Origin of the sequence: Oerskovia enterophila (genome assembly GCF_044748475.1) — a bacterium.
Lineage (GTDB): Bacteria > Actinomycetota > Actinomycetes > Actinomycetales > Cellulomonadaceae > Oerskovia > Oerskovia enterophila.
Genome location: NZ_JBIVFZ010000005.1, coordinates 86057 through 108451 on the forward strand (window position 1 = coordinate 86057; position 22395 = coordinate 108451).

At 70.3% G+C, this 22395-nt stretch carries 17 protein-coding genes; 5 read left to right on the forward strand and 12 right to left on the reverse strand.

Annotated features, from left to right (window positions below; translation table 11 throughout):
• Positions 1 to 4 precede the first annotated feature (4 nt).
• The 8 genes from ACIPWA_RS16495 to ACIPWA_RS16530 all read right to left on the reverse strand — a co-directional run bounded on the left by ACIPWA_RS16495 (position 5) and on the right by ACIPWA_RS16530 (position 11020).
• Positions 5 to 955: a D-alanine--D-alanine ligase family protein gene (locus ACIPWA_RS16495; RefSeq protein ID WP_400291795.1), complete on the reverse strand. Its 951-nt coding sequence runs from the start codon at positions 953 to 955 to the stop codon at positions 5 to 7.
• A gap of 152 nt (positions 956 to 1107) precedes the next feature.
• Entirely contained in the window at positions 1108 to 2439 is a 1332-nt protein-coding gene (locus ACIPWA_RS16500; protein WP_400291677.1) for an aminotransferase-like domain-containing protein, read from the reverse strand.
• Between the two features lie 286 nt (positions 2440 to 2725).
• Positions 2726 to 3052, reverse strand: coding sequence for a thioredoxin (gene trxA, locus ACIPWA_RS16505; RefSeq protein ID WP_068625535.1), 327 nt, complete (start codon positions 3050 to 3052; stop codon positions 2726 to 2728).
• Complete coding sequence (gene trxB, locus ACIPWA_RS16510) at positions 3049 to 4095, reverse strand: thioredoxin-disulfide reductase (RefSeq protein WP_400291678.1); 1047 nt, start codon at positions 4093 to 4095, stop codon at positions 3049 to 3051. The genes trxA and trxB overlap by 4 nt, the downstream gene beginning before the upstream one ends.
• A 136-nt stretch (positions 4096 to 4231) precedes the next feature.
• A complete protein-coding gene (locus ACIPWA_RS16515; RefSeq protein WP_400291679.1) occupies positions 4232 to 6139 on the reverse strand; it encodes a protein kinase family protein in 1908 nt (635 codons plus the stop codon).
• A 59-nt stretch (positions 6140 to 6198) separates the two neighbouring features.
• The gene (gene murJ, locus ACIPWA_RS16520) at positions 6199 to 8055 is read right to left on the reverse strand and encodes a murein biosynthesis integral membrane protein MurJ (protein WP_400291680.1); all 1857 of its coding nucleotides are present in this window, start codon (positions 8053 to 8055) and stop codon (positions 6199 to 6201) included.
• Positions 8052 to 10364, reverse strand: a complete 2313-nt coding sequence (locus ACIPWA_RS16525; RefSeq protein ID WP_400291681.1) for a DUF6049 family protein — start codon at positions 10362 to 10364, stop codon at positions 8052 to 8054. The genes murJ and ACIPWA_RS16525 overlap by 4 nt, the downstream gene beginning before the upstream one ends.
• Positions 10361 to 11020, reverse strand: a complete 660-nt coding sequence (locus ACIPWA_RS16530; RefSeq protein ID WP_400291682.1) for an NUDIX hydrolase — start codon at positions 11018 to 11020, stop codon at positions 10361 to 10363. Before ACIPWA_RS16530 ends, ACIPWA_RS16525 begins: the two co-directional genes overlap by 4 nt.
• 123 nt (positions 11021 to 11143) lie before the next feature.
• On the opposite strand from ACIPWA_RS16530, the gene ACIPWA_RS16535 reads away from it, so the two are divergent.
• The gene (locus ACIPWA_RS16535; RefSeq protein ID WP_400291683.1) at positions 11144 to 12622 is read left to right on the forward strand and encodes a CCA tRNA nucleotidyltransferase; all 1479 of its coding nucleotides are present in this window, start codon (positions 11144 to 11146) and stop codon (positions 12620 to 12622) included.
• A gap of 170 nt (positions 12623 to 12792) precedes the next feature.
• On the opposite strand, the gene ACIPWA_RS16540 is transcribed toward ACIPWA_RS16535, so the two are convergent.
• The 4 genes from ACIPWA_RS16540 to ACIPWA_RS16555 form a co-directional block, all read right to left on the reverse strand.
• Positions 12793 to 14328 carry an MDR family MFS transporter gene (locus ACIPWA_RS16540; RefSeq protein ID WP_400291684.1) on the reverse strand — a complete coding sequence of 512 codons (1536 nt, stop codon included), beginning with the start codon at positions 14326 to 14328 and terminating at the stop codon, positions 12793 to 12795.
• A gap of 277 nt (positions 14329 to 14605) precedes the next feature.
• A complete protein-coding gene (locus ACIPWA_RS16545) occupies positions 14606 to 15928 on the reverse strand; it encodes an MFS transporter (protein ID WP_056654024.1) in 1323 nt (440 codons plus the stop codon).
• 448 nt (positions 15929 to 16376) lie between these two features.
• Positions 16377 to 17468 carry an inositol-3-phosphate synthase gene (locus tag ACIPWA_RS16550; RefSeq protein WP_056654026.1) on the reverse strand — a complete coding sequence of 364 codons (1092 nt, stop codon included), beginning with the start codon at positions 17466 to 17468 and terminating at the stop codon, positions 16377 to 16379.
• Positions 17469 to 17520: 52 nt separating this feature from the next.
• On the reverse strand, positions 17521 to 18129 hold the full coding sequence (locus ACIPWA_RS16555) for a PadR family transcriptional regulator (RefSeq protein ID WP_056654029.1): 609 nt from the start codon (positions 18127 to 18129) through the stop codon (positions 17521 to 17523).
• 332 nt (positions 18130 to 18461) lie between these two features.
• On the opposite strand from ACIPWA_RS16555, the gene ACIPWA_RS16560 reads away from it, so the two are divergent.
• From ACIPWA_RS16560 to rpsR, 4 genes are all read left to right on the forward strand, one after another.
• A complete protein-coding gene (locus tag ACIPWA_RS16560) occupies positions 18462 to 20900 on the forward strand; it encodes a transglycosylase domain-containing protein (protein WP_400291685.1) in 2439 nt (812 codons plus the stop codon).
• A 171-nt stretch (positions 20901 to 21071) separates the two neighbouring features.
• Positions 21072 to 21362, forward strand: a complete 291-nt coding sequence (rpsF, locus tag ACIPWA_RS16565) for a 30S ribosomal protein S6 (protein ID WP_056654034.1) — start codon at positions 21072 to 21074, stop codon at positions 21360 to 21362.
• 148 nt (positions 21363 to 21510) lie between these two features.
• Positions 21511 to 22050, forward strand: coding sequence for a single-stranded DNA-binding protein (locus ACIPWA_RS16570; protein WP_056765068.1), 540 nt, complete (start codon positions 21511 to 21513; stop codon positions 22048 to 22050).
• A 97-nt stretch (positions 22051 to 22147) separates the two neighbouring features.
• Positions 22148 to 22384, forward strand: coding sequence for a 30S ribosomal protein S18 (gene rpsR, locus ACIPWA_RS16575; RefSeq protein WP_030152654.1), 237 nt, complete (start codon positions 22148 to 22150; stop codon positions 22382 to 22384).
• Positions 22385 to 22395 lie beyond the last annotated feature (11 nt).

Sequence of the window (22395 nt, forward strand, 5' to 3'; positions counted from 1 at the left end):
TATGTCAGATCGCCGTGACTCGTGCCCCGACGCTCTGTGCGACGATCTGACGATAGAGGTCGCCAAGGTCGAGCCCCGCAGCGTGGGCAGCCTGCGGGAAGAGCGAGGTCTCGGTCATACCCGGGGCGACGTTGACCTCGAGGAAGTGGGGCACGCCGTCGGGGTCGACGATCAGGTCCGACCGGGAGAGGCCGCGGAGCCCCAGAGCGATATGAGCGTCGACGGCCACTTGGGCCACGCGGGCGGCCACAGGTGCGGAGAGACGGGCGGGCGTGAAGTAGTTGGTTCGCCCAGGGTTGTATCGGGCGTCGTAGTCGTACGGGCCGTCGGTGACGATCTCGACAGCGGGAAGGGCATGCGGGCCATCGGGGCCGTCCACCACGCTGACGGCCACCTCGACACCCTGGACCGCCTTCTCGATGAGTGCGAGCTCGCCATAGGAGAAGCAGTCGACCATGGCTCGCGGAAGATCCTCAGCACGCGACACGAGGGTGACGCCCAGGGCCGAGCCTCCTTGGTTCGGCTTGACCACGAGCGGCAGTCCCAGCCGGCTGACGACCGCGTCGAGGACCGGCTGAGCGCCGAGCTCTCGGAAGAGGCTCTGGGGGAGGGTCACGTAGTCGGGAGTATCGATCCCCGCTCCCAGTACGACGTTCTTGGCGATCGCCTTGTTCCATGCCGCACGAGAGGCCCTGGGGCCGGTGCCGACGTAGTCCAGTCCTAGGAGCTCGAGCACGTCGCGGACGGACCCGTCCTCGCCGCTCGCGCCGTGCAGGAGCGGCCACACGACCTCAGGCCGGTCGGCAGCCAACGCCGAGAGCAGCGAGGCGTCGACATCGAGCACGGTCACGTCCATCCCTGCTCCACGCAGGGACTCCGCGACGCGTCGACCCGACCGGAGCGACACGTCGCGCTCGTGCGAGAGCCCTCCGGCGAGGATGACGACGCGCTGCACCTCGGGACGGGATGAGGCGGCAACGCTCCCCGTCGTCGAGGCAGCGTCGGGCTCGACGACGTCCTCCGCAAGAATGGCATTCTCCGCAGCAGTACCCACGGTCTTGGTCCTCTCGACGTTCTGCAAGGTGCTCTCGTGCGCGGGGGTGGTGCTCACGCGAGGTTGGGGCCAGGGTTCTCGACGTCGGTCAGGTCCGAGTCCGGAGCGCCTGACATTCCGAAGATCTCGACGAGGTCCCTCTCTGCGGACACGACGCCGGCAAACCGGCGGACGCCCTCGCGGATGCGCTCCGGCGTCGGGAAGCAGTAGGAGAGCCGCACGTGGTCCGCGCCGGAGCCGTCGGCGTAGAACGCTGTCCCGGGGACGTAGGCGACCCGGGCCGTGACCGCCCGCGGCAGCATCGAACGGGCATCGAGCCCGTCGGGAAGCTTGACCCAGGTGTAGAAGCCTCCGTCGGGAACGGTCCACGTCGCCGACGGCAGGTGCTCGGAGAGGGCGCCGATCATGGCGTCGCGACGCTCGCGGTAGAGCTCGCGGAACTGCTTGATCTGTCCCTGCCAGTCACAGGACTCGAGGTAGGTCGCGATAGCGAGCTGCGAGGCGTTCGAGGGGCAGAGGATGGCCGACTCGCTCGCCAGGACCAGCTTCTCGCGGACCGCGTGCGGGGCCACGACCCAGCCGACCCGGTAGCCCGGCGCGAAGGTCTTGGAGAACGACCCGAGGTAGAGCACGCCCTCGTCGTCGAGCGAGCGCAGCGCCGGCAGGGGATCACCGTCGAAGCCCAGCAGCCCGTACGGGTTGTCCTCGATCACGAGGACGCCGAATCGCTGCGCGATCTCGAGGATGCGGGGACGGCGCTCGAGCGACATGGTGACGCCGGCCGGATTGTGGAAGTTGGGGACCGTGTAGAGCAGCTTGACGCGGCGCCCCTCGGCGGCGAGGCGGGTCAAGGTCTCCTCGAGCGCCTCGGGGATCAGCCCGTGCTCGTCGAGAGGGACGTGGACGATGTCCGCCTGGTAGGACCGGAAGACGCCGAGTGCGCCGACATAGCTGGGGGCCTCGGCCACGACGACGTCGCCCGGGTCGATGAAGATGCGCGTCACCAGGTCGAGAGCCTGCTGTGAACCAGTGGTCACCACGACGTCGTCGGGGTGGCAGTCGATGCCCTCGAGCCGGACGATGTCGATGATGCGCTCACGGAGCTCCTCGGCACCCTGCCCCGAGCCGTACTGGAGCGCGGTGGTGCCGCGCGTCGCGACGAGCCGCTGCATGGCGTCGGCGATGGTGTCGAGGGGGAGGCCTTCGAGGTAGGGCATCCCACCGGCGAGCGAGACGACCTCGGGGCGATTCGCGACCGCGAACAGGGCGCGAATCTCCGACGCTCGCATGCCGTGGGCTCGCTCGGCGTAGGCGCCGAACCACGGGTCGAGGCGGGTGCCCCCGGAGGGAGCGGGCTGAGCGGGGTGCGTCGGTGTCGTGCTCACGATCCCCAGTCTCGCACGACGAATCGGGGGGAACAGTGAAGGGGCCGCTCCCCGGACGCCGTCAGGGGTCCTGTCGTGCCTGCGCGTCGGGTCGACCGGGCCGGCGGTCGTCGCCCGTCGCCTGTCGGCCCGGTCGGCAGCCGACGACCGCACGACGCGGCGTCAGCGCGTCGGCCAGGGCGGAGCATCGATGTCGAGGGAGCAGCGGGACGACGAAGGGGTGGTCGGTCGCGAGGACCGGCCACCCCTTCGAGGTGAGCTCCGCGCAGGCGCGGAGCACGTCACGTCAGGAGAGCAGCGCGTCGATCTCCTCGACGAGGATGCGCTTGGGGCGCCCGCCCACGATCGACTTCACGAGCTCACCGCCCGAGTAGAAGTTGAGCGTCGGGATCGAGACCACGCCGTACGCTGCCGTGATCGCGGGGTTCTCGTCCGAGTCGAGCTTGGCGATCTTGACCTTGCCCGCGTACTCGCCCGCGAGCTCCTCGAGGATCGGGGCGATCTGCAGGCACGGACCGCACCAGGTCGCCCAGAAGTCCACGATGACGGGAACGTCCGACTCGAGGACCTCGGCCTTGAACGTGTCGTCGGTGACCTTGACCGTGTTGCTCATCGGATCTCCTCCAGCGCCTGCGGCAGCTCGTCGGGGTTGGGGACGTCGGGGGTGCCCGCGATCTCGGGGAGGCCTGCGGCGTCCTCGAAGGCGTCGGCGAGCTCGGTGAGGTAGCGCTGGGCGTCGAGTGCCGCGGAGCAGCCGGAGCCGGCCGCGGTGATGGCCTGGCGGTAGGTGTGGTCGACCGCGTCGCCGCACGCGAACACGCCCTCGAGGTTGGTCAGGGTCGTGCGGCCCTGGACCTGGATGTAGCCCTCGTCGTCCAGGTCGATCTGGTCCTTGACGAGCTCGGTGCGCGGGTCGTGCCCGATCGCGACGAACAGGCCGGTCGCGTCGAGCGAGCGCTCCTGGCCGGTGACCGTGTCGCGCAGCGTCAGGGACTCGACCTTGTTCTCGCCGTGGATGGCGACGATCTCGCTGTTCCAGGCGAACTCGATCTTGGGGTCGGCCTTGGCGCGGTCGGCCATGATCTTGGACGCACGGAGCTCGTCGCGGCGGTGGACCATGGTGACCTTGGACGCGAAGCGCGTCAGGAACGTGGCTTCCTCGACCGCGGAGTCTCCGCCGCCGACGACCACGATGTGCTGGTCGCGGAAGAAGAAGCCGTCGCACGTCGCGCACCAGGACACGCCACGGCCGGACAGCCGCTTCTCGTCGTCCAGGCCCAGCTCACGGTACGCCGAGCCCGTCGCGAGGATCACGGCGCGAGCGGTGTAGGTCTCGCCGTTGCCCGTGACCACGGTCTTGACCGGGCCCTCGAGCCGCAGCTCGATCGCGTCGTCCCACTCGACCTGCGCGCCGAACTTCTCGGCCTGCTTCTGCAGGTTCTCCATGAGCTCAGGACCCATGATCCCGTCGGGGAACCCGGGGAAGTTCTCGACCTCGGTCGTGTTCATCAGGGCGCCACCGGCCGTGATGGAACCGGCCAGGACCAGGGGTTCGAGGCCCGCACGCGCGGCGTACACGGCAGCCGTGTACCCGGCGGGGCCCGAACCCACGATGATGACGTTCCGCGGCGCGGTCGTGGGGCTGTTCTCCGTCACGTGTACTCCTCAGTGGTGGGTGGTGCACCGGGTCCAACGCCAAGGGTCGTCCTTCTGTTCCGAGGGCACCGGTGTTGGTGGTCTGCTGTGCTCCCTCACGCCGACGCAGGGAGCTCAGCAGGGCAGTCGATGCCGTTCAGTAGGCCGTGATCTCGTTGAGCTCGACGCGGAACGCGCCGTCAGGAGCTTGGGGCAGCTCGGTGATCATCAGGACGAACGTCGTGCCCTGGGTGGCGGGGTCGAGCTCGAGCTCGACGGTCTCCGAGAACGTCCCTGAGGCCAGGATCTCTCCACCGTTGGGTTCGGCGGGAGTCACGGCGCGGACCTCGACGTGGCCACCCGTGTTGTTCGTGCTCAGGACGATCCGCTGGACGGTCTCCGGCTCCCTGAACGAGAAGGTGTAGCCGGTGCGGGACTTGAGCCCGCCGAAGCCACCGTCCTTGTAGGAGTACGTGAACCAGAAGGTCGACAGGTCTCCGTCGATCGCGAAGGGCACGGCCTCGGGCTTCTCCCCGACGTCGCCGGGGTCGGCGACGTCGGGGTCGAGCAGCCCGCCGCTAGCGATCGTGAGGGGATCGGTGTTGACCGGCAGCTCCTCGTCGGTGCCGCCTTCCGAGGGGTCGGACCCGCTCGGCTGCTCGATCTCGTTGTCATCCTGGGGCGACGAGGTGTCGCTGAACCCGCTGAGGCCGAACTTGACGCCCCACACGACCGCGACGATCACGAGGAGCAGCACGATCGGCATGATGATCCAGGTGCTCTTCGACCCGGTCTTCTTGGCAGGGGTGGTGGCGAAGGGGCCCGACGGCGGACCCGCCGCCGTCTGTGCGGCGGAAGTCTGTGCGGCAGGCGGCGGAGGCGGGGGCACGCTGACCGTGGGCTGCGCCGCCGAGACCGGGTGCGGTACGGCAGGGGCCGGCTGCGTCGGGTACCCACCGGAGGGAGGTCCGGCCGGGACCGCGGCGTAGGCCGCAGGAGCCGGAGAGTCGGCATAGGTGGGGGCCGGGTAGCTCGCGCCGTCGGGCAACGTCGACGCGCCGCTCAGGGGGACCCGGTGGATCCGTCCGGTCGCCGGACGATGGAAGGGTACCGCGGGCGGCGGGGTACCCGGCGGGGTCGAGAGCGGGACGTCGAACGCGCTGCGGATCGACTGCCGGCTCACTCCGTTGGTGGGCTGCGCGGCGGGGCGTTGGACGAAGGTCGGGAGCGCGGCGACCACGGACAGTGTGCCCCAGGGCTCGAGGGCCGAGACGATCTGGGCGGGCGATGCGGGAGCCGAGCCGTCGTCGTCGGAGGCGGGGTCGTCACCCGGCGAGGTTGAACGTGCCGCGGCGTCGGCGAAGACCTGTGCGCAGAGCTCGGACAGGTCGTCGGGCGCCCCGGGGACCACGGCCGAGAGAGGGAGGATGCCCGAGGCGTCGCGCTGCGCCGGCAGCGGGTGGACGGAGTCGGGGGTGATCCACGGCACGTCGAGGCTGGGCCCGGCCCAGCGCGCGGTCATGGCGTAGTAGAGGAGCGCGACGAGCCCGACGGCGTCGAGGTGCGAGGTGGCGTCGGCGTCCTGCTGGTCCTGCCCGCTGATCCCGGCGTCGAGACCGAGGCCCGTGACGAGGACCTTGTTGCCGTCGACGCGGACGGCCTCGGGGCGCAGCGCGAGGTGGTGGACACCGCGGCGACGTGCCACCTCGAGGGCAGCAGCGGCCTCGCCGACGATGACTCGGGCCTGCTGGGCGTCGACGATCCCGCCCGCGACGACCTCTGACAGCGTGATGCCTGCGAAGGGCTCGGTGATGACGTAGGCGATGCCGTCGTCGGTCCCCACGTCGAGCACACGGGTCAGGCGAGGGTCGGCGACGAGGGCGGCGCGTCGGGCCGAGTCGATCGCCTCGGTGACGTGCTCCCCGGTGACGAGCGAGACACGCACGGTGCGGTTGAGCACCGAGTCGTGCGCGGACCAGGCGGTGACGTCGACCAGGTCGCTCGCCAGTCGTTCGTCCAGCAGGTATCGCCCTACCAGCGTCGTGCCGGGTCCTGCTGCGGTCACCTGCCCACCTCGAACTTCCTTGCCGTTGACATCTTCCCCCCACATGGTACGGGCGCCTTCTATCTCGCGGCCGGACGTCGTCGCCCGAGCTTGCGGAGCAGGGGGTCGGCGAGCTGGTCGAGCTCACGGACCCGCATGGCCTTGAGGCCGCCGATGTACACGGCGGTCATGACGATCCCGACAACTGTCGTGACGACCGCGGCGCGGAGCCACGACAGTCCGTACAGGTCGCCGAACAGCTGAAGTACACCCCATCCGACCGCAGCGCTGGCTCCCGCGGCGAGGATGGTCTTGACATGCATCCGGACGATCCGGAAAGCGTCCAGCCCGTGCAGCTTGCGCCGCAGGCCGGCGGTCCGCAGGAGCACGACGATCATGTTGGACAGCGACATCGCGGCACCGACACCGACGACCCACCACACGGGGTCGAGCGTGCGCGTCGCGAGCCACGCGATCCCCACGAGCGCGACGGTCGCGGGGACCTGGATCATGAAGACGGTCTTGCCGTCCTCGTAGGCGAAGTACACCCACTTCATGAGGACCATGCCGCCGAGCGGCACCAGGCCGAACGCCATGGCGACCAGGATCTGGCTGACGGCGACGGCTCCGCTCGGGGAGACGTTGATGAGCAGGAGCTTGGTGAGGGGCAGTGCGAGGATCGCGAAGACCGCGGTCGCGAAGACCGTGAACACCCCCACGGTCCGCACGCCGCGGGACAGGTCGTGGCGCACCCGTGCGAAGTCGCCGGCCCCCGCGGCGGCGCTCATGCCGGTGAACAGCGCGGTGGCGATCGACACCGTGACGAGCGAGTGGGGCAGCAGGTAGATCATGAGCGCCTGGGTGTAGGCGGCGTTGCCCGCGACGGAGAAGGCCTCGGGCGCGCCCGTCACGACGCCCGTGACCATCCCGAGCGCGGCCGGTTCGGAGGCGTAGTCGCCGAACGTCTGCCGCAGCGCGGCGGCAGGGGCGCTCGAGGCGAACTGCGTCGTGAACAGGACGCCGATCTGCTCGAGGATCACGGCACCGAACGTCCAGATCGCGACCTGGCCCGCCGAGCGCAGGCCGATCCCGTGCAGGCCCAGGCGGAAGTGCCAGCGGAAGCCGGAGCGCCACAGGGGCAGGATCAGGATGAGGGCCTGGGACGCGACCCCCAGCGTCGCCGTCCCGGCGAGGAGCGCGATCTTGGCCCCGTCCCACGTGCCGAGGTCCTCGACCGCACCGGTCGCGTACGGGCCGTAGATCAGGATGAACGCGACGAAGCCGACGATCGACACGACGTTGTTGACCACGGGGGCCCACATGAACGGCCCGAACTGTCCGCGTGCGTTGAGCACCTGCCCGAGCAGCGTGTACAGCCCGTAGAAGAACAGCTGGGGGATGCACCAGAACGCGAACGCCACCGCGAGCGAGAACTGAGCGGACCCCCACCCGTCGGTGTACAGCGACACGATGATCGTGGACGCCGACGTCAGGAGCAGGCTCAGGCCCAGGAGCAGGACCCCGGACAGCGTCAGCAGCTTGTCGAGACGTTCCTGCGGGTTCTTGGAGCGGAACGCGCGGATGATCTGGGGGACGAGGACCGCATTGAGGACACCGCCCGCCAGGATCGCGAAGAGCACGTTGGGGATCTTGTTCGCGACGTCGAACGCGTCGGCTGCCAGGCCCGTGGTCCCGATCGCGGTGATGAGCAGGACGTTGCGGACGAGTCCCAGGATGCGCGAGACCGCGGTCCCGGACGCCATGAGCATCGAGCTGCGGCCGAGGCCGCCCTTGGTGCCGGTCACGGTCGTCGTCCCTGCCTCGGTGTCCTGGGTGCCGTCGGGCGCGGACGGCGTCGCTCCGGCGGCGGTGCGCGCCGCGTCGTCGGGCACGGGGCGTGGCCTGCGGGGGGTGCCGCTCGGGCGGGCGTGCTTCACTCCTCGCTCCCTCCCGAGGTGCCCGACGACGGCGCCGAGGCCTGAGCAGCCGGCACACCGGACGCGGGGGTCAGCTCCGCGACACGGCGCGGGGACCGCCCGCGCCGGATCGTCCGCCACAGGCCGCCGATCATGAGCAGGGCGACCAGCCCGGCGAACACCGCGGTGCCGACGGTCTCCCAGTCGGCGCGCACCCTGACCGAGAAGTCGGACGACGGGGCGACGACCGTCCCGGACGGGACGGCGAGGAGCTCGACCTCGACGCGGACGTTGCCGCTGCCGTACGCCCGGACCGGGACCTTGAAGTCCACCTCGGTCCCCGGCGGGATGGGGCCGACCGGGAACGAGACGACCTTGAGGCGCGCGTTGTCGGGTCGGAGCGCGACCTGGACCGTGACCTCCTGGTCGAGCGTGTTCTGCACCCGCACCGGGATGTTGCCCGACGTGTTGATGAGCAGGACCCCGGACCCGCGGCGGACCACGGCGACCGACGAGCGGAGGCGGTCCGCGTCGGCGATCGCCGCCTGCACCGCGGCCGTCCGTTCGTCCGGTGCGCTGCGGTACGCCACTGCGGTGGGCACCACGAGCGCGGGCTCGGCCTCCTGGACGATCGCGGCCGGGTCGGCGGCGATCGTGGAGAACGTCGAGACCTCGGTCCGGGTCCGCTGGAGCGACGACATCTCGGGTGCCGGCAGGACTCCCTCGCCTCCGTCGATCTCGGGGAGCGTGCTCCGCTCGACGTCCGGCACGGGTGCGGACAGCAGGTCGTCGACGGGGGTGAGCGTGACCCAGGAAGCGGCGTCGAGCGCGTCGAGCACGGTGCCGAAGGCGGCAGGGTCCGGGTCGAACCCTCGGGAGAGGGCGATCAGGAGGTGGCGCGGGTCCGCGGGGCGCTCCGAGGCGATCACCGCGGTCTCCGCGAGGAGGCGCTGCGTGGCGTCCGCCGTCGACCCTGCCCCCGAAGCCCGGGTGCCCGCCGAGAAGGCCTCGGTGAGCGCGGCGTCGGACACCAGAGCGGTCGCGGGGCCTGCGTCGGTCTCGACCGTGGCCAGGCCGGTCGGGGTGTAGCTCACGGAGTCCACGGGGGTCAGGCCGTCGCCCCTGACCACGACGAGGGGCGATCCGGCTTGCACGCTCGTGCGCACGGTCGCCCGGCCCGGGACCTCGTCACCAGGCAGGGTGAGGTCGGTGCGCCAGGAGGGATCCGTCGTCGAGCCTCCTGGCAGGGGGATCGTCGGCGCGGGGAGCGCGGCCCCGACCTGTGCGTAGGCCGCGGGGTCCGGGTCGTAGGGGCGGAGCGCGAAGATCGACCTGTCCACGGACGCCTCGTCGAACGCGGACACCCACGCCGCGGTCGAGCTCTCGGTCGAGGTGCGGGCCGCGGCGACCAGTGCCGGGTCGACGGCCCAGGCGACCGCGGGGCGACCTGCGCTCGCGGCGAGGAGGTGTCCCAGGCGCTGGTCGGCACCGAACGCACCGTCCACGGCCGCGACGTCGACGCTCGTCCGTTCCTGCCCCTGGGCGTCCGGGGCCGTGGTGAGACCCAGCGCAGGGCCGGTCACGGGGGCGAGGAGGCTCAGCCCGACGGGTGACGGCGCCTCGGAGTCCTCCCACAGGAGGAAGGTGCGCAGCACGTCGAGCCGTTGCGAGCCGTCCATGACGGTGATCGAGAGGGGACGGGGTCCCCACCCCGATCCCGGTTCGAGGTTGAAGTCGTCGGTGTCCAGGTCGAACGTCACGGTCGTGTCCTGGCCCGGTGCGATCGGATCGAGGGTCTCGGTCGCCATGGCCTCGGCGGACCGCTTCGAGGTGGGTTCGTCGGCCCAGGCGGCCAGGGCGGACCGGGTGCCGAGGGGGCGCCAGTTCACGCCGAGCGTGGCCCGTGGGGCCGTGAGCGCCTCGTCGGTGCCGTTGTGGATCCGCGCGACCACCGTGACGGTGCTCCCGGGGCCGACCGTGGTGGGCGTCATCGAGACGAGCGTGGTCGAGACGGCGCCCGGCTCGTCGACGACCGCAGGGTTGGCCGCGACGACCCCGTTCACCCCGACCGCGGCCGACGCCGTCGCCTCACGTGCACCGCCGGGGCTGGAGGGCACGACGACGAGCACGAGGGCGAGCGCCGCGGTCAGGAGCCCGCCGACGAGGTTCCTGGTCAGCGTTCGAGGACCGGCAGCCCTGGCACCGGTGCGCGGGTCGCCCGAGGACTGCCGGAGGCGCGCTGGAGCCTGCACGACGGCCGAGGGCGCGGTGGAGTCTGCGGGACGACGGCTCGATGCACGGGCTGAGCCGACGGGGGAGAGGAAGGTCATGAGTGGTCGGTCGGGTTCCGGGGGTCGTCGGGTGCCGGCCGGCTGGTACGGACGACGGTGCGAGTCACGGTACCCCGGAAGCGGGCCGTCGTGCGCCGACCTCGGAGGACGTCGTGCGCGACGGCCGCGAGGCGCCGCTCGTTCGGGTAGGACAGCCGCTCGGGGAGGTCCTCGAACGGGATCCAGGCGACGTCCTCGGCCTCGCCGTCGGGGTCGCCCTCGACGGTGAGGTACCCACCCGTGGCCTTGAGCAGGAAGTGGTGGACGACCTTGTGCACGCGCCGGTCCTCGCCCGTGAACCAGTAGTCGATGATCCCGAGCGGCAGCTGGACCGCTCCCGTGATCCCCGTCTCCTCGGCGATCTCCCGGACGGCGGCCTCCTCGGGCGTCTCGTCGCCCTCGAGGTGCCCCTTGGGCAGGCACCACTCGAGCCGTCCGCCACGGTTGCGGCGGGCGATGACCGCGGCTCGGTACAGGCCGTCGAACGTGTCGACGACGAGTCCACCTGCGGAGATCTCCTCGACGACGGGGAGCGGGGTGGTCGGGGCGGGCGCCGGGGTCGCGGCGCGCGCGGCCTCCGGGTCGATCCGCAACGCATGCCCACCGGGCGGTGCTGGGACACCGCGGTGGTCCGGAGAGTGCGCTGGGGTGGACATGACCCAACTTTACCGAGTGTGGAGTCGGCGCCTGATCTGGCACGCTTGGATGTCGTGCCGACTCCTTCCCAGATCTCCCCCGTCCCCGAACCTTCCGCGCAGCCCGCGGAGGGTTCTCGCGGGGTGCCGACCACGCCCGAACAGCTCGAGCTCCTCCGGCGCGCCCTGGCGGTGCTGACCGAGATGGCGCCCGCGGCGATCGAGCTCGGGGAGCTGTTCCACGCCGCGGGCCACGAGCTCGCCCTCGTGGGCGGTCCGGTCCGTGACGCGTTCCTCGGCCGCGCGAGCAACGACCTCGACTTCGCGACCTCGGCGGACCCGGACCAGACCCAGGCGCTCCTCGCGGCCTGGGGCGACGCGCACTGGGACATCGGCAAGGAGTTCGGCACGATCGGCGCCAAGCGGTTCGGGCCCAAGGGCAGCCCGCGGGGGACCGGCGACCTGGTGGTCGAGGTGACGACCTACCGCACCGACGAGTACGACCCGGCGTCGCGCAAGCCGCTCGTCGCGTTCGGGGACACGCTCGTCGGCGACCTGTCCCGGCGGGACTTCACGGTCAACGCGATGGCCGTGCGGGTACCGGAGATGCTGTTCGTCGATCCGCACGACGGCCTCGCGGACCTGGCGCTGGGCGTCCTGCGCACCCCGATCGCCCCCGAGCGCTCGTTCGACGACGACCCGCTGCGCATGATGCGGGCAGCGCGCTTCGCCGCCCAGCTCGGGTTCGAGGTCGAGCCCGCGACCAGCGCAGCGATCGTCGACATGGCCTCGCGCATCGAGATCGTCTCCGCGGAGCGCGTGCGCGACGAGCTGACAAAGCTGCTGCTGTCGGACGCGCCGCGCAAGGGGCTCGAGGTGCTCGTCGAGACCGGGCTCGCGGACCATGTCCTGCCCGAGCTCCCGGCGCTGCGCCTCGAGATCGACGAGCACCACCGGCACAAGGACGTCTACCAGCACTCGTTGACGGTGCTCGAGCAGGCGATCGCGCAGGAGACGGGGCCCGACGGCGCGGTGCCGGCCCCGGACCTCGTCCTGCGGCTCGCGTCGCTCCTGCACGACATCGGCAAGCCCGCCACGCGGCGCTTCGAGTCCGGGGGCGGGGTCAGCTTCCACCACCACGAGGTCGTGGGGGCCAAGCTCACCGCCAAGCGGCTCAAGGCCCTGCGCTTCGACAAGGACACGGTCAAGGACGTCTCGCGGCTCGTCGAGCTGCACCTGCGCTTCCACGGGTACGGCGAGGGCGAGTGGACCGACTCCGCGGTGCGTCGGTACGTCACGGACGCCGGCCCTCTGCTCGAGCGGCTCCACCGCCTGACCCGGGCCGACTCGACAACGCGCAACAAGCGCAAGGCGCAGCGCCTCTCGGACGCGTACACCGACCTGGAACAGCGCATCGAGCGGCTGCGGGGCGAGGAGGAGCTGGCCTCTATCCGTCCCGACCTCGACGGGCAGCAGATCATGTCGGCCCTGGGGATCGCTCCCGGCCCCGAGGTGGGCCAGGCCTACAAGTTCCTGCTCGAGCTGCGGCTCGACCGCGGTCCGCTCGGCGAGGACGTCGCACGCGAGGAGCTGCTGGCCTGGTGGGCGGCGCGCGAGGAGTGAGCGCGAGCCGGGCCGCGGGCTGACGCGGGTCGAGGTGCTGGTCGGCTCCCGCGGTCGGCCGGTCGACCGCGGGCCACCTCGAAGGCCGGGCACGACGAAGGGCGGGCACCTCGGTGCCCGCCCTTCGTGCGTCCTTCTGCTCGTGCGCGGCTCCGCCCCGGTCGGCCGCGTCAGCGGCGCTCGGGCGCCTCCCCGACGCTCTCGAGGACGGGAGCGTCGAGCGTGGCGGGCGCGACGGCGTCGGGCAGGACGGGGGACGTCTCGACCGCAGCCGGCCTGCGCAGCAGGAACGTCAGCGCGACCGCGACCAGCGTGACCGCCGCGCCCCAGACGAACGCCGAGCTCACGCCCTCCGCGAGGGCGACCTGCTCGCTCGCGCCCTCAGCGGCCAGCGCGACCGAGCGCGACGTCATGACCGCGACGAACAGCGCCGTGCCGGCCGCGCCCGCGAGCTGCTGGACCGTGCCGATCATCGCGCTGCCGTGCGAGTACAGCGACGGCTTGAGCGCCGAGAGCGCCCCCGTGAACAGCGGAGTGAACACGAACGCCAGGCCCAGGCTGAGCACGACGTGCGCGCCCAGGACGAACCAGGGCGACGTGCTCGCGCCCACGGTCGCCAGCGCGGCGAGGGACACCGTGACCGCGACCAGGCCCGGCAGGACCAGGGGACGCGGGCCGACGCGGTCGTACAGGCGCCCGACCGTCGGACCCAGCAGACCCATGAGCAGACCACCCGGCAGCACGAGCAGCCCCGTGTACAAGGGGTCCATGCCCAGCGAGTTCTGCAGGTACAGCGGCAGCAGGATGATCGAGCCGAACAGCGCGATCATGCTGACCGCCATGATCCCGAGCGACACCGTGAAGCCGCGCGAGGAGAAGACGCGCAGGTCGAGCAGCGCCGCGTCGCGGCGCTGGAGGACGAGCTGACGCGCGACGAACAGGACCAGGAACACGGGCCCGACGACGAGCGGGATCCACACGGGGACGACCGGTGTGGCGCGCGCGGCCTCACCCAGGTTGGACAGGCCGTAGACCAGACCGCCGAACGCGAGGGCCGCGAGGACGAGCGAGAGCGGGTCGAGGCGCGTGTGCGTCCGGTCGGCCGAGTCCTTGACGTACTTCGCGCCGACGACGAGCGCCACGAGGGCGACCGGCAGGACCAGACCGAAGATCCAGCGCCAGCTCAGGGTGTCGAGGATCAGCCCGGACAGCGTGGGGCCCAGGGCGGGAGCGGCCGCCATGACGATCGCGACGTTGCCCATGATCCGGCCACGGGCCGTCGGGGGGACGAGCGTCATGATGGTCGTCATGAGCAGCGGCATCATGATCGCGGTGCCCGAGGCCTGCACCACGCGCGCGCCGAGCAGCCAGCCGAAGCCGGGTGCGAACGCCGCGAGGGCCGTGCCCGTGCTGAACAGCGACATGGCGAGCAGGAACGCGCCGCGGGTCCCCAGGCGCTGCAGCAGGAAGCCGGTCGCGGGGATGACGATCGCCATGGTGAGCATGAAGGCCGTCGTGAGCCACTGGCCCGTGGTCGCGGAGATGTGCATCTCCGCCATGAGGTGCGGCAAGGCGACGCCCATGGTCGTCTCGTTGAGGATGACGACCGACGCCGAGACGAGCAGCAGCGCGATCACGAGGAAGTTCTCGCGCGAGAGCTTGTCGGAGGTGGGTAAGGACGGGGCGGTGCTCTGAGGTACCTGCATGGCTCTCCTGTGGGGTCGGTGCGCGCCCGCGCGGCCCGGGGGAGCCCAGCGAGGGAGGTGGGGAGCGTCGGGTCGAGAAGTCGTACGCCCTACGAGAAACGACGCTCAACCATCCTGAGTTATTCCCCGCGACCCTGACGACTCCTTTTCCGGGCAGGACTCATCGGTCGTCCTCCGACGACGACGCCGACCGGGTCGCGAGGCCCGGCAACGCGCCGGTCTCACGGCACGCGTCCGCGCGGGCAGGGATCCGGGGTGAGCGACCTCACCCCACGCGCTACTCGCCGACGGCCGCGCGCGGGAGGTGCGCGGCGCCGTCGGGCTCCGCCGGGCGGCGTGCTCCGAACCGGCCGAAGACCACCGCCGCTGCCGCGTACGCGAGCGCGAGGACCACGAAGACCGGACGCGAGTAGCCCGTGTCCGGGAGCGTGAACGCGGCCAGGGCTGCCGCCCCCACGAACGCCGCGTTGTACAGGACGTCGTAGAACGCGAAGGCCCGGCCCCGGAAGGCGTCCGCGGTGTCACGCTGGACGATCGTGTCCACCGCGATCTTGGTCGCCTGCGCAGCGAGCCCCAGCAGCAGCGCCCCCGCGTACACGACCGTGCGCGACGGCGTCGTGACGAGCAGGAGCTGGCTCGCCGAGGCCAGGCCCAGCATGAGCGCGATCCACAGGTGCGGCCCCGTGTAGCGGGACAGGGTCGGGGTCAGCACGACGGCGAGCGCGCCACCCACCCCCGTGAGCCCGACGACCGTCGCGAACGTCGCGAGCCCCGCGTTCGCGTTGCCCGGGTCCGACAGCAGGTTGCGCGAGATGAGGATCGACGCGATGAACGTGACCCCGTACAGGAAGCGGTGCGTCGCCATGACCATGAGGGCCTGACCCGGCGTGCGCCGCGCTGCGAGATAGCGCGCGCCGTCCGCGAGGCCGCGCGCGACCTTCGCGATCTCGGTCGTGATCGCGGCCTCCGCCGGCTCGTCCGGCCCCAGCAGCCCGCGCGACATGCGCAGCGCGAGCGCCGACGCCGCCCCGAACACGAGCGCCGCGCACATCAGCGCGACCGAGTCCTTCACACGACCCGGCTCGAACAACAGGCTCAGCAGGAAACCGATGCCCCCGCCGACGAAGGCCGCCGCGGCACCGAGGGACGGGGTCAGGGAGTTCGCCGTGAGCAACAGCGGGCCGTCGACCACCCGCGGCAGGCCCGCCGACAGGCCCGCGAGCAGGAACCGGTTGACCGAGAGCGTCGCGAGCGCGAGGACGTAGATCCACGGCGTCACGCCCGACGTCAGCATGAGGACCGCCGTGGCCGCCGTCAGGACCACGCGCACCGCGTTGCCCCACACCAGCACCTGGCGCCGGCTCCACCGGTCCAGGAAGACCCCCGCGAACGGCCCCACGATCGTGAACGGGGCCAGCATCACCGCGAACGCCGCGGCGATCGACGCCGCCGTGCCCTGGGACTCCGGGGAGAAGAAGAGGAGCGACGCCAACCCGACCTGGAACATGCCGTCGCCCGCCTGGCTGACCAGCCGGACGGCGAAGAGCTTCCTGAAGTCGCGCAGCCGAAGCAGGACGCCGAGTTCCGAGATCACACCCACCGGTTCAGGGTATGCGGTGGTGGGAGCGGACCTCGCCCCGGGACGGCCCGACGGCGGGCCTCCCCCCGAGGCTCGGGGGGTGTCAGAAGCAGGGCGGGGTATAGCCCGGGCTGGTTCTGACAACTCAGCCGGCGGGTTGCCGGGGCCGAACGGGGTGGTGCGCTCCGCCGTCGGGCATGCGAAGAGGGTCCGGAACCCTCAGGTTCCGGACCCTCTTCGCTCGGTCGTCAGAAGCAGGACGGGGTATCGCCCGGGCTGGTTCTGACAACTCGGCGGGTGCTACGGATCAGCGCAGGTACTCCTGGTCGCGCTGGTCCTGCGCTCGCGGGCTCGCTACGGATCAGCGCAGGTACTTCTGGTCGCGCTGGTCCTGCGCTCGCGGGCTCGCTACGGATCAGCGCAGGTACTTCTGGTCGCGCTGGTCCTGCACTCGCAAGCTCGCTACGGATCAGCGCTCGTTCTCGCCGGAGATGAAGGCCTCCAGAGCCGCACGGCCCTTCGTGTCCTCCATCTGGACCGGCGGGGACTTCATGAAGTACGTCGACGCCGAGAGGATCGGGCCACCGACGCCACGGTCCTTGGCGATCTTCGCAGCGCGGACGGCGTCGATGATGATGCCGGCCGAGTTGGGGGAGTCCCAGACCTCGAGCTTGTACTCCAGGTTCAGGGGCACCTCGCCGAACGCGCGACCCTCGAGGCGGACGTACGCCCACTTGCGGTCGTCGAGCCACGCGACGTAGTCCGACGGGCCGATGTGGACGTTGCGGTCCTCGGTCTTGCCACCGAGGGGACCCTCGAGGTTCGACGTCACGGCCTGCGTCTTCGAGATCTTCTTGGACTCGAGGCGCGTGCGCTCCAGCATGTTCTTGAAGTCCATGTTTCCACCGACGTTCAGCTGGTACGTGCGGTCCAGGACCACGCCGCGGTCCTCGAAGAGCTTCGCGAGCACGCGGTGCGTGATGGTCGCGCCGACCTGCGACTTGATGTCGTCGCCCACGATCGGGACGCCCGCGGCCTCGAACTTCGCAGCCCACTCGGGGTCCGACGCGATGAAGACCGGCAGGGCGTTGACGAACGCGACACCCGCGTCGATCGCGCACTGCGCGTAGTACTTCGCGGCGATCTCCGAACCGACGGGCAGGTAGCAGACGAGCACGTCGGCGCCCGACTCCTTGAGCGCGGCGACGATGTCGACCGGCTCGGCGTCCGACTCCTCGATGGTCTCGCGGTAGTACTTGCCGAGACCGTCGTTCGTGACACCGCGCTGGACGGGCACGCCCAGCGGCGGGACGTCGGCGATCTTGATGGTGTTGTTCTCCGAGGCGTGGATGGCCTCCGAGAGGTCGAAGCCGACCTTCTTGGCGTCGACGTCGAAAGCGGCGACGAACTCCAGGTCGGACACGTGGTAGTCACCGAACTGCACGTGCATCAGTCCGGGCACGGTGCTGCTCGGGTCAGCATCGCGGTAGTAGTGCACGCCCTGGACCAGGGAAGATGCGCAGTTTCCGACGCCAACGATGGCGACGCGGATGGAGGACATCCTCGCTCCTTGCTGTCAGTGCCGGGGGCGCTGCGCGCCGACGGCTTCGTAGTTAGTGGTTGTCTTGCCCGTGACGGTTCTCAGGGCCGCTCGACGGCCGGGTGCGACGACGGTCGCGCTCGGTCGTGATCAGTCCGTCGAGCCACCGAACCTCACGCTCGACCTGTTCCAGGCCGTGACGCTGCAGCTCGAGGGTGTATTCGTCCAGCCGCTCACGTGTGCGCGCGGCGGACTCCTTGACCGACTCCAACCTCTCGGTGAGCCGGCTGCGCCGACCCTCGAGGATGCGGAGCCGGGTCTCGGCGTCGGTCTGCGCGAAGAACGCGAACCGGACGTCGAAGCTCTCGTCCTCCCAGGCCGCCGGTCCCGAGGTCGCGAGGACCGTCTGAAGACGTTCCTTGCCCTCGGCGGTCAGCTGGTACACGATGCGTGCCCGCTTGCCCGACAACGCGTGGGGAGGGGTGGTGGGGGACTCGGTGCCGACGATGTAGCCGTGCGTGACCATCGCCTTGAGCGCCGGATAGAGCGAACCGTAGGAGAACGCCCGGAACGACCCGAGCAGCAGGTTGAGCCGCTTGCGGAGCTCGTACCCGTGGAGCGGGGACTCGTTCAGGAGGCCGAGGATCGCGGTCTCCAGCACGTCGGAACGGCTGCGTGCCATGACACCTCCTCCTCGGTCCGGCTGTCACCGCGGAGGGCGGATCTGGCGTGGTTCGACTACTCGATGTATCGAGTCGATACATCGACAGGTTAGGTGTATTCGCGGTACCGCGCAATATGTCACGCCCTCGAGCAGATGTGAAGGACTGGGGGACCTGCGGCGTGGCTGTGGCGAAACAATGGCGGACCAGGCCCCGGAGGGCCTTGTCCTCACGGGAGGACGCCCTATTGTTCAGGGTGGTCTGATGCATGCTCTGCGCCTGGCGCGCCCTCTCCCGGGCGGCGGCGCGGAACAGGTCCTGACCGGTACAGACCCCCAGAGGAAGGTGAACCGTGGCGAGCTCCGCGAGGCAGACGAAGGGCACGGCGCGTGCGGGCAGCACGGCGCGCACGGGCACCTCGGCGCGCAAGCGCCGCTTCTTCAACTACCCCCGTTCCCACGTCAAGAGCTTCCGTCGCTGGCTGCCGTCCTGGCGCGTGCTGCTCGGGACCTTCCTCACAGGGACCGCGCTCGTTGCCGGCATCGTCATCGCCGCCTACGCGACGACCTCGGTCCCCAAGGACCCCGCCTATGCGGTGCAGAACCAGAAGACCACGGTGTACTACGCCGACGGCGTCACGGAGATCGGGACCTTCCAGGAGGAGAACCGTGTCATCGTCGACTACGCCACGCTCCCGGACTACGTCGGCAACTCCGTGGTCGCGTCCGAGGACAGCTCGTTCTGGACGAACTCGGGGATCGACCTCAAGGGCATCGCTCGCGCGATGGTGAACAACCTCAAGGGCGGGAGCACCCAGGGCGCCTCGACCATCACCCAGCAGTACGCGGAGCGCTACTACGCCGGCGCGACGGTCTCCGACTACGTGGGGAAGTTCCGGGAGGCGATGCTCGCGCTGCGGCTCACGCAGGAGCAGCCCAAGGAGGAGATCCTCGGGAACTACCTCAACACGATCTACTTCGGCCGCGGGGCGCACGGGATCGAGGCCGCCGCGCAGGCGTACTTCGGTGTCTCGGCCAAGGACCTCACGATCTCGCAGGCGGCGATGATCACCGCGATCATCCCCAACCCGACGGTCTACGACCCGGCCAACAACCCCGACATCACGCAGGAGAAGTGGCAGCGTGTGATCAACCGGATGGCCAAGGACGGGCACATCACGGCGGCGGAGAAGGCCGAGGCGGTCTTCCCGGCCGACATCAAGGAGAAGGTCGCGACCAACTCCAAGGGTGGGCAGGCCGGCTACCTCCTGGACCTGGTGAGGCGTGAGCTCGAGGCCGGGGACTACGGCGACGGCGTGCTCGACACCAAGGGCTTCACGATCGTCACCACGATCGACAAGTCGATGCAGGACCTCGCCGTCGCGACCGCCGAGAGCATCCCGCGGGAGGGCGACCGTGGTGCCTCCCAGTGGCTCGAGCCGTCCATCGTCTCGATCGATCCCGCCGACGGCGCGGTCAAGGCCATCTACGGCGGCAAGGACTTCGTCGAGCAGCCGTTCAACTCCGCGACCCGCGGCGTCGCGCAGGCCGGCTCGACGTTCAAGCCGTTCACGCTCGTCGCCGCCCTCGAGCAGGGCATCGATCTCTCGGAGACGTTCGACGGGAACAACGACGTCGAGGTGCCGGGCTTCTACGAGGAGGGGCAGGGCGTCAAGAACTTCGGCTACTACGACTACGGCAAGGTCGACCTGGCAACGGCGACGGCACACTCCGTCAACTCGGTGTACGCGGCGCTCAACATGGAGGTCGGCCCGCAGGCGACTGTCGACGCGGCAGTCAAGGCCGGGATCCCCGCGGACACCATGGACCTCAAGGCCGTCCCGTCGAACGTGCTGGGTACCGCGTCGGTCCACCCGATCGACGTCGCGCACGCGTACGCGACGTTCGCAGCACAAGGGTTCGAGTCCACGCCGCACGTGGTCCAGTCGGTCAAGCGGCTCGGCTCCGGCGCGGAGACCTACGACGTGCCGGGTCGCAACGTGCGCGTCTTCGACGCGGACGTCATGGCGGCGGCGACCTACGCCATGACGCAGGTCGTCGAGGCGAAGGACGGTTCGGGCGCGAAGGCCAGGGCGTTGGACCGTCCTGTCGCCGGCAAGACCGGTACGTCGAACGACAACAAGTCCGCCTGGTTCGCGGGGTACGTCCCGCAGCTGGCGACCATCGTCGGGCTCTACCAGGACAACAAGGAGACCAAGGTCCAGGAGCAGATCTCTCCGTTCGGTGAGTACAGGAAGTCGATCACGGGTGGAACCTGGCCGGTCGACGCCTGGACGTCCTACATGGAGGGCGTCCTCGCGCTGCCTCAGTACGCCGAGGTCCAGGACTTCCCCGAGTACACGATGAAGAAGGTCAAGCCGTCCCCGACGCCGACCGAGGAGCCCACGGAGCCCGCGATCGAGGAGCCGGTCGAGCCGGAGGAGCCGGTCGCGCCGACCACCGTGACGGTCCCGACCGACCTCACCGGGAGGTCCAAGGCGGATGCCAAGGCCGTGCTCGAGGGCCTGGGGCTCAAGGTCTCGTTCACCGAGGAGTACTCGGCCGACGTCGCCCCCGGCGTGGTGCTCAGGGTCGGCGGATCCGGCCAGCAGGTCGAGACGGGCAAGACCGTCACGGTCGTCCTGTCCAAGGGACCGGACCCCAAGCCCAAGCCCGACCCTGAACCCGAACCCAGCACCCCGCCGCCGACCACGCCACCGGAAGGTGGCGGGAACCCGGGCAGCGGCAGCGGCAACGGGAACGGCAACGGCAACGGCAACAACGGCGGGTAGCGACCGACGTCACCCCCACAGATTTCCCGAGCCCGGTCCCGACCGGGTACCTTGGGAACTTGCTGTGTCTCGATCTGTGCTGCCATCAGCACGGTGACCTCACAGCGACGCACAACCCTCCTGTCACGGAGATACCGTGACCGCTGAGTCCGCAGGAGGTGGGTTAACCGCATGCGTCAGTACGAATTGATGATCATCCTCGACCCCGAGATCGAGGAGCGCACCGTTGCTCCGTCGCTCGACAAGTACCTGACGGTCATCAAGACCGACGGTGGCACTGTCGACAAGGTGGACATCTGGGGCCGTCGCCGCCTGTCCTTCGAGATCAACAAGAAGTCCGAGGGCATCTACGCCGTCGTCGACTTCACCGCGACGTCGGACACGGCCAAGGAGCTGGACCGTCAGCTCGGCCTCAACGAGGTCGTCCTGCGCACGAAGGTCCTGCGCACCGACGCTCGCTGATCACCCCGCACTTCTGACTTCCCTCGTGGCACCTCCGGTGCGCTGCGCGTCCCCAGGACAGCGTCAGTGGCACGTGGTGGGATGTCCGCGGACGGGGGTCATCCCCTTCGAAGAGTCTTCGATACGTAACGAACAATGAGGAGCTGGCATGGCTGGTGAAACCGTCATCACGGTGGTCGGGAACCTGACCGGGGACCCGGAGCTTCGCTTCACCCCTGCGGGGGCTGCCGTCGCCAACTTCACCGTGGCGTCCACGCCGCGCACCTTCGACCGCCAGAGCAACGAGTGGAAGGACGGCGACACGCTGTTCATGCGCTGCTCGATCTGGCGCGAGGCCGCGGAGAACGTCGCCGAGTCCTTGACCAAGGGCATGCGCGTCATCGTTCAGGGCCGTCTGGTCCAGCGTTCGTACGAGACCCGCGAGGGGGAGAAGCGCACGGTCGTCGAGCTGCAGGTGGAGGAGATCGGTCCTTCCCTGAAGTACGCCTCCGCGAAGGTCACCCGGGCCCAGCGCTCGGGTGGCGGCAACTTCGGTGGTGGCGGCGGTTTCGGCGGCGGCGGCGCTTCGAGCGGCGGCGGCGGATTCAGCGCTTCCGGCGGTGGCCAGCAGAGCAACGACGACCCGTGGGCCACGGCTGGCCCCGCGTCGTCGGGTGGTGCCTCGTTCTCGGACGAGCCCCCCTTCTAGTCACCGCTCACCCCAGACAAACCCTTCCCGGCAGGGCAGGTGCCCGACGACGGCACTCGCCCCGGCCGGGGATAGCACCTTGTGAAGGAGCAACACCATGGCGAAGCCAGTGGTGCGCAAGCCCAAGAAGAAGTCCAACCCCCTGAAGTCGGCGAAGATCGAGTCGGTCGACTACAAGGACACGACCCTGCTGCGGAAGTTCATCTCCGACCGCGGGAAGATCCGTGCCCGTCGCGTGACCGGCGTCTCCGTCCAGGAGCAGCGCCAGATCGCACGTGCCGTCAAGAACGCCCGCGAGATGGCACTCCTGCCGTACTCGTCGTCCGCACGCTGATCGAGAGGGGA

Excerpts from the sequence above, each read along its gene's own strand:
- trxA (WP_068625535.1), bottom strand. The coding sequence starts at position 3,052 with ATGAGCAACACGGTCAAGGTCACCGACGACACGTTCAAGGCCGAGGTC.
- ACIPWA_RS16525 (WP_400291681.1), bottom strand. The coding sequence starts at position 10,364 with ATGACCTTCCTCTCCCCCGTCGGCTCAGCCCGTGCATCGAGCCGTCGT.
- ACIPWA_RS16530 (WP_400291682.1), bottom strand. The coding sequence starts at position 11,020 with ATGTCCACCCCAGCGCACTCTCCGGACCACCGCGGTGTCCCAGCACCG.
- ACIPWA_RS16540 (WP_400291684.1), bottom strand. The coding sequence starts at position 14,328 with ATGCAGGTACCTCAGAGCACCGCCCCGTCCTTACCCACCTCCGACAAG.
- ACIPWA_RS16550 (WP_056654026.1), bottom strand. The coding sequence starts at position 17,468 with ATGTCCTCCATCCGCGTCGCCATCGTTGGCGTCGGAAACTGCGCATCT.
- ACIPWA_RS16555 (WP_056654029.1), bottom strand. The coding sequence starts at position 18,129 with ATGGCACGCAGCCGTTCCGACGTGCTGGAGACCGCGATCCTCGGCCTC.
- rpsF (WP_056654034.1), top strand. The coding sequence starts at position 21,072 with ATGCGTCAGTACGAATTGATGATCATCCTCGACCCCGAGATCGAGGAG.
- ACIPWA_RS16570 (WP_056765068.1), top strand. The coding sequence starts at position 21,511 with ATGGCTGGTGAAACCGTCATCACGGTGGTCGGGAACCTGACCGGGGAC.
- rpsR (WP_030152654.1), top strand. The coding sequence starts at position 22,148 with ATGGCGAAGCCAGTGGTGCGCAAGCCCAAGAAGAAGTCCAACCCCCTG.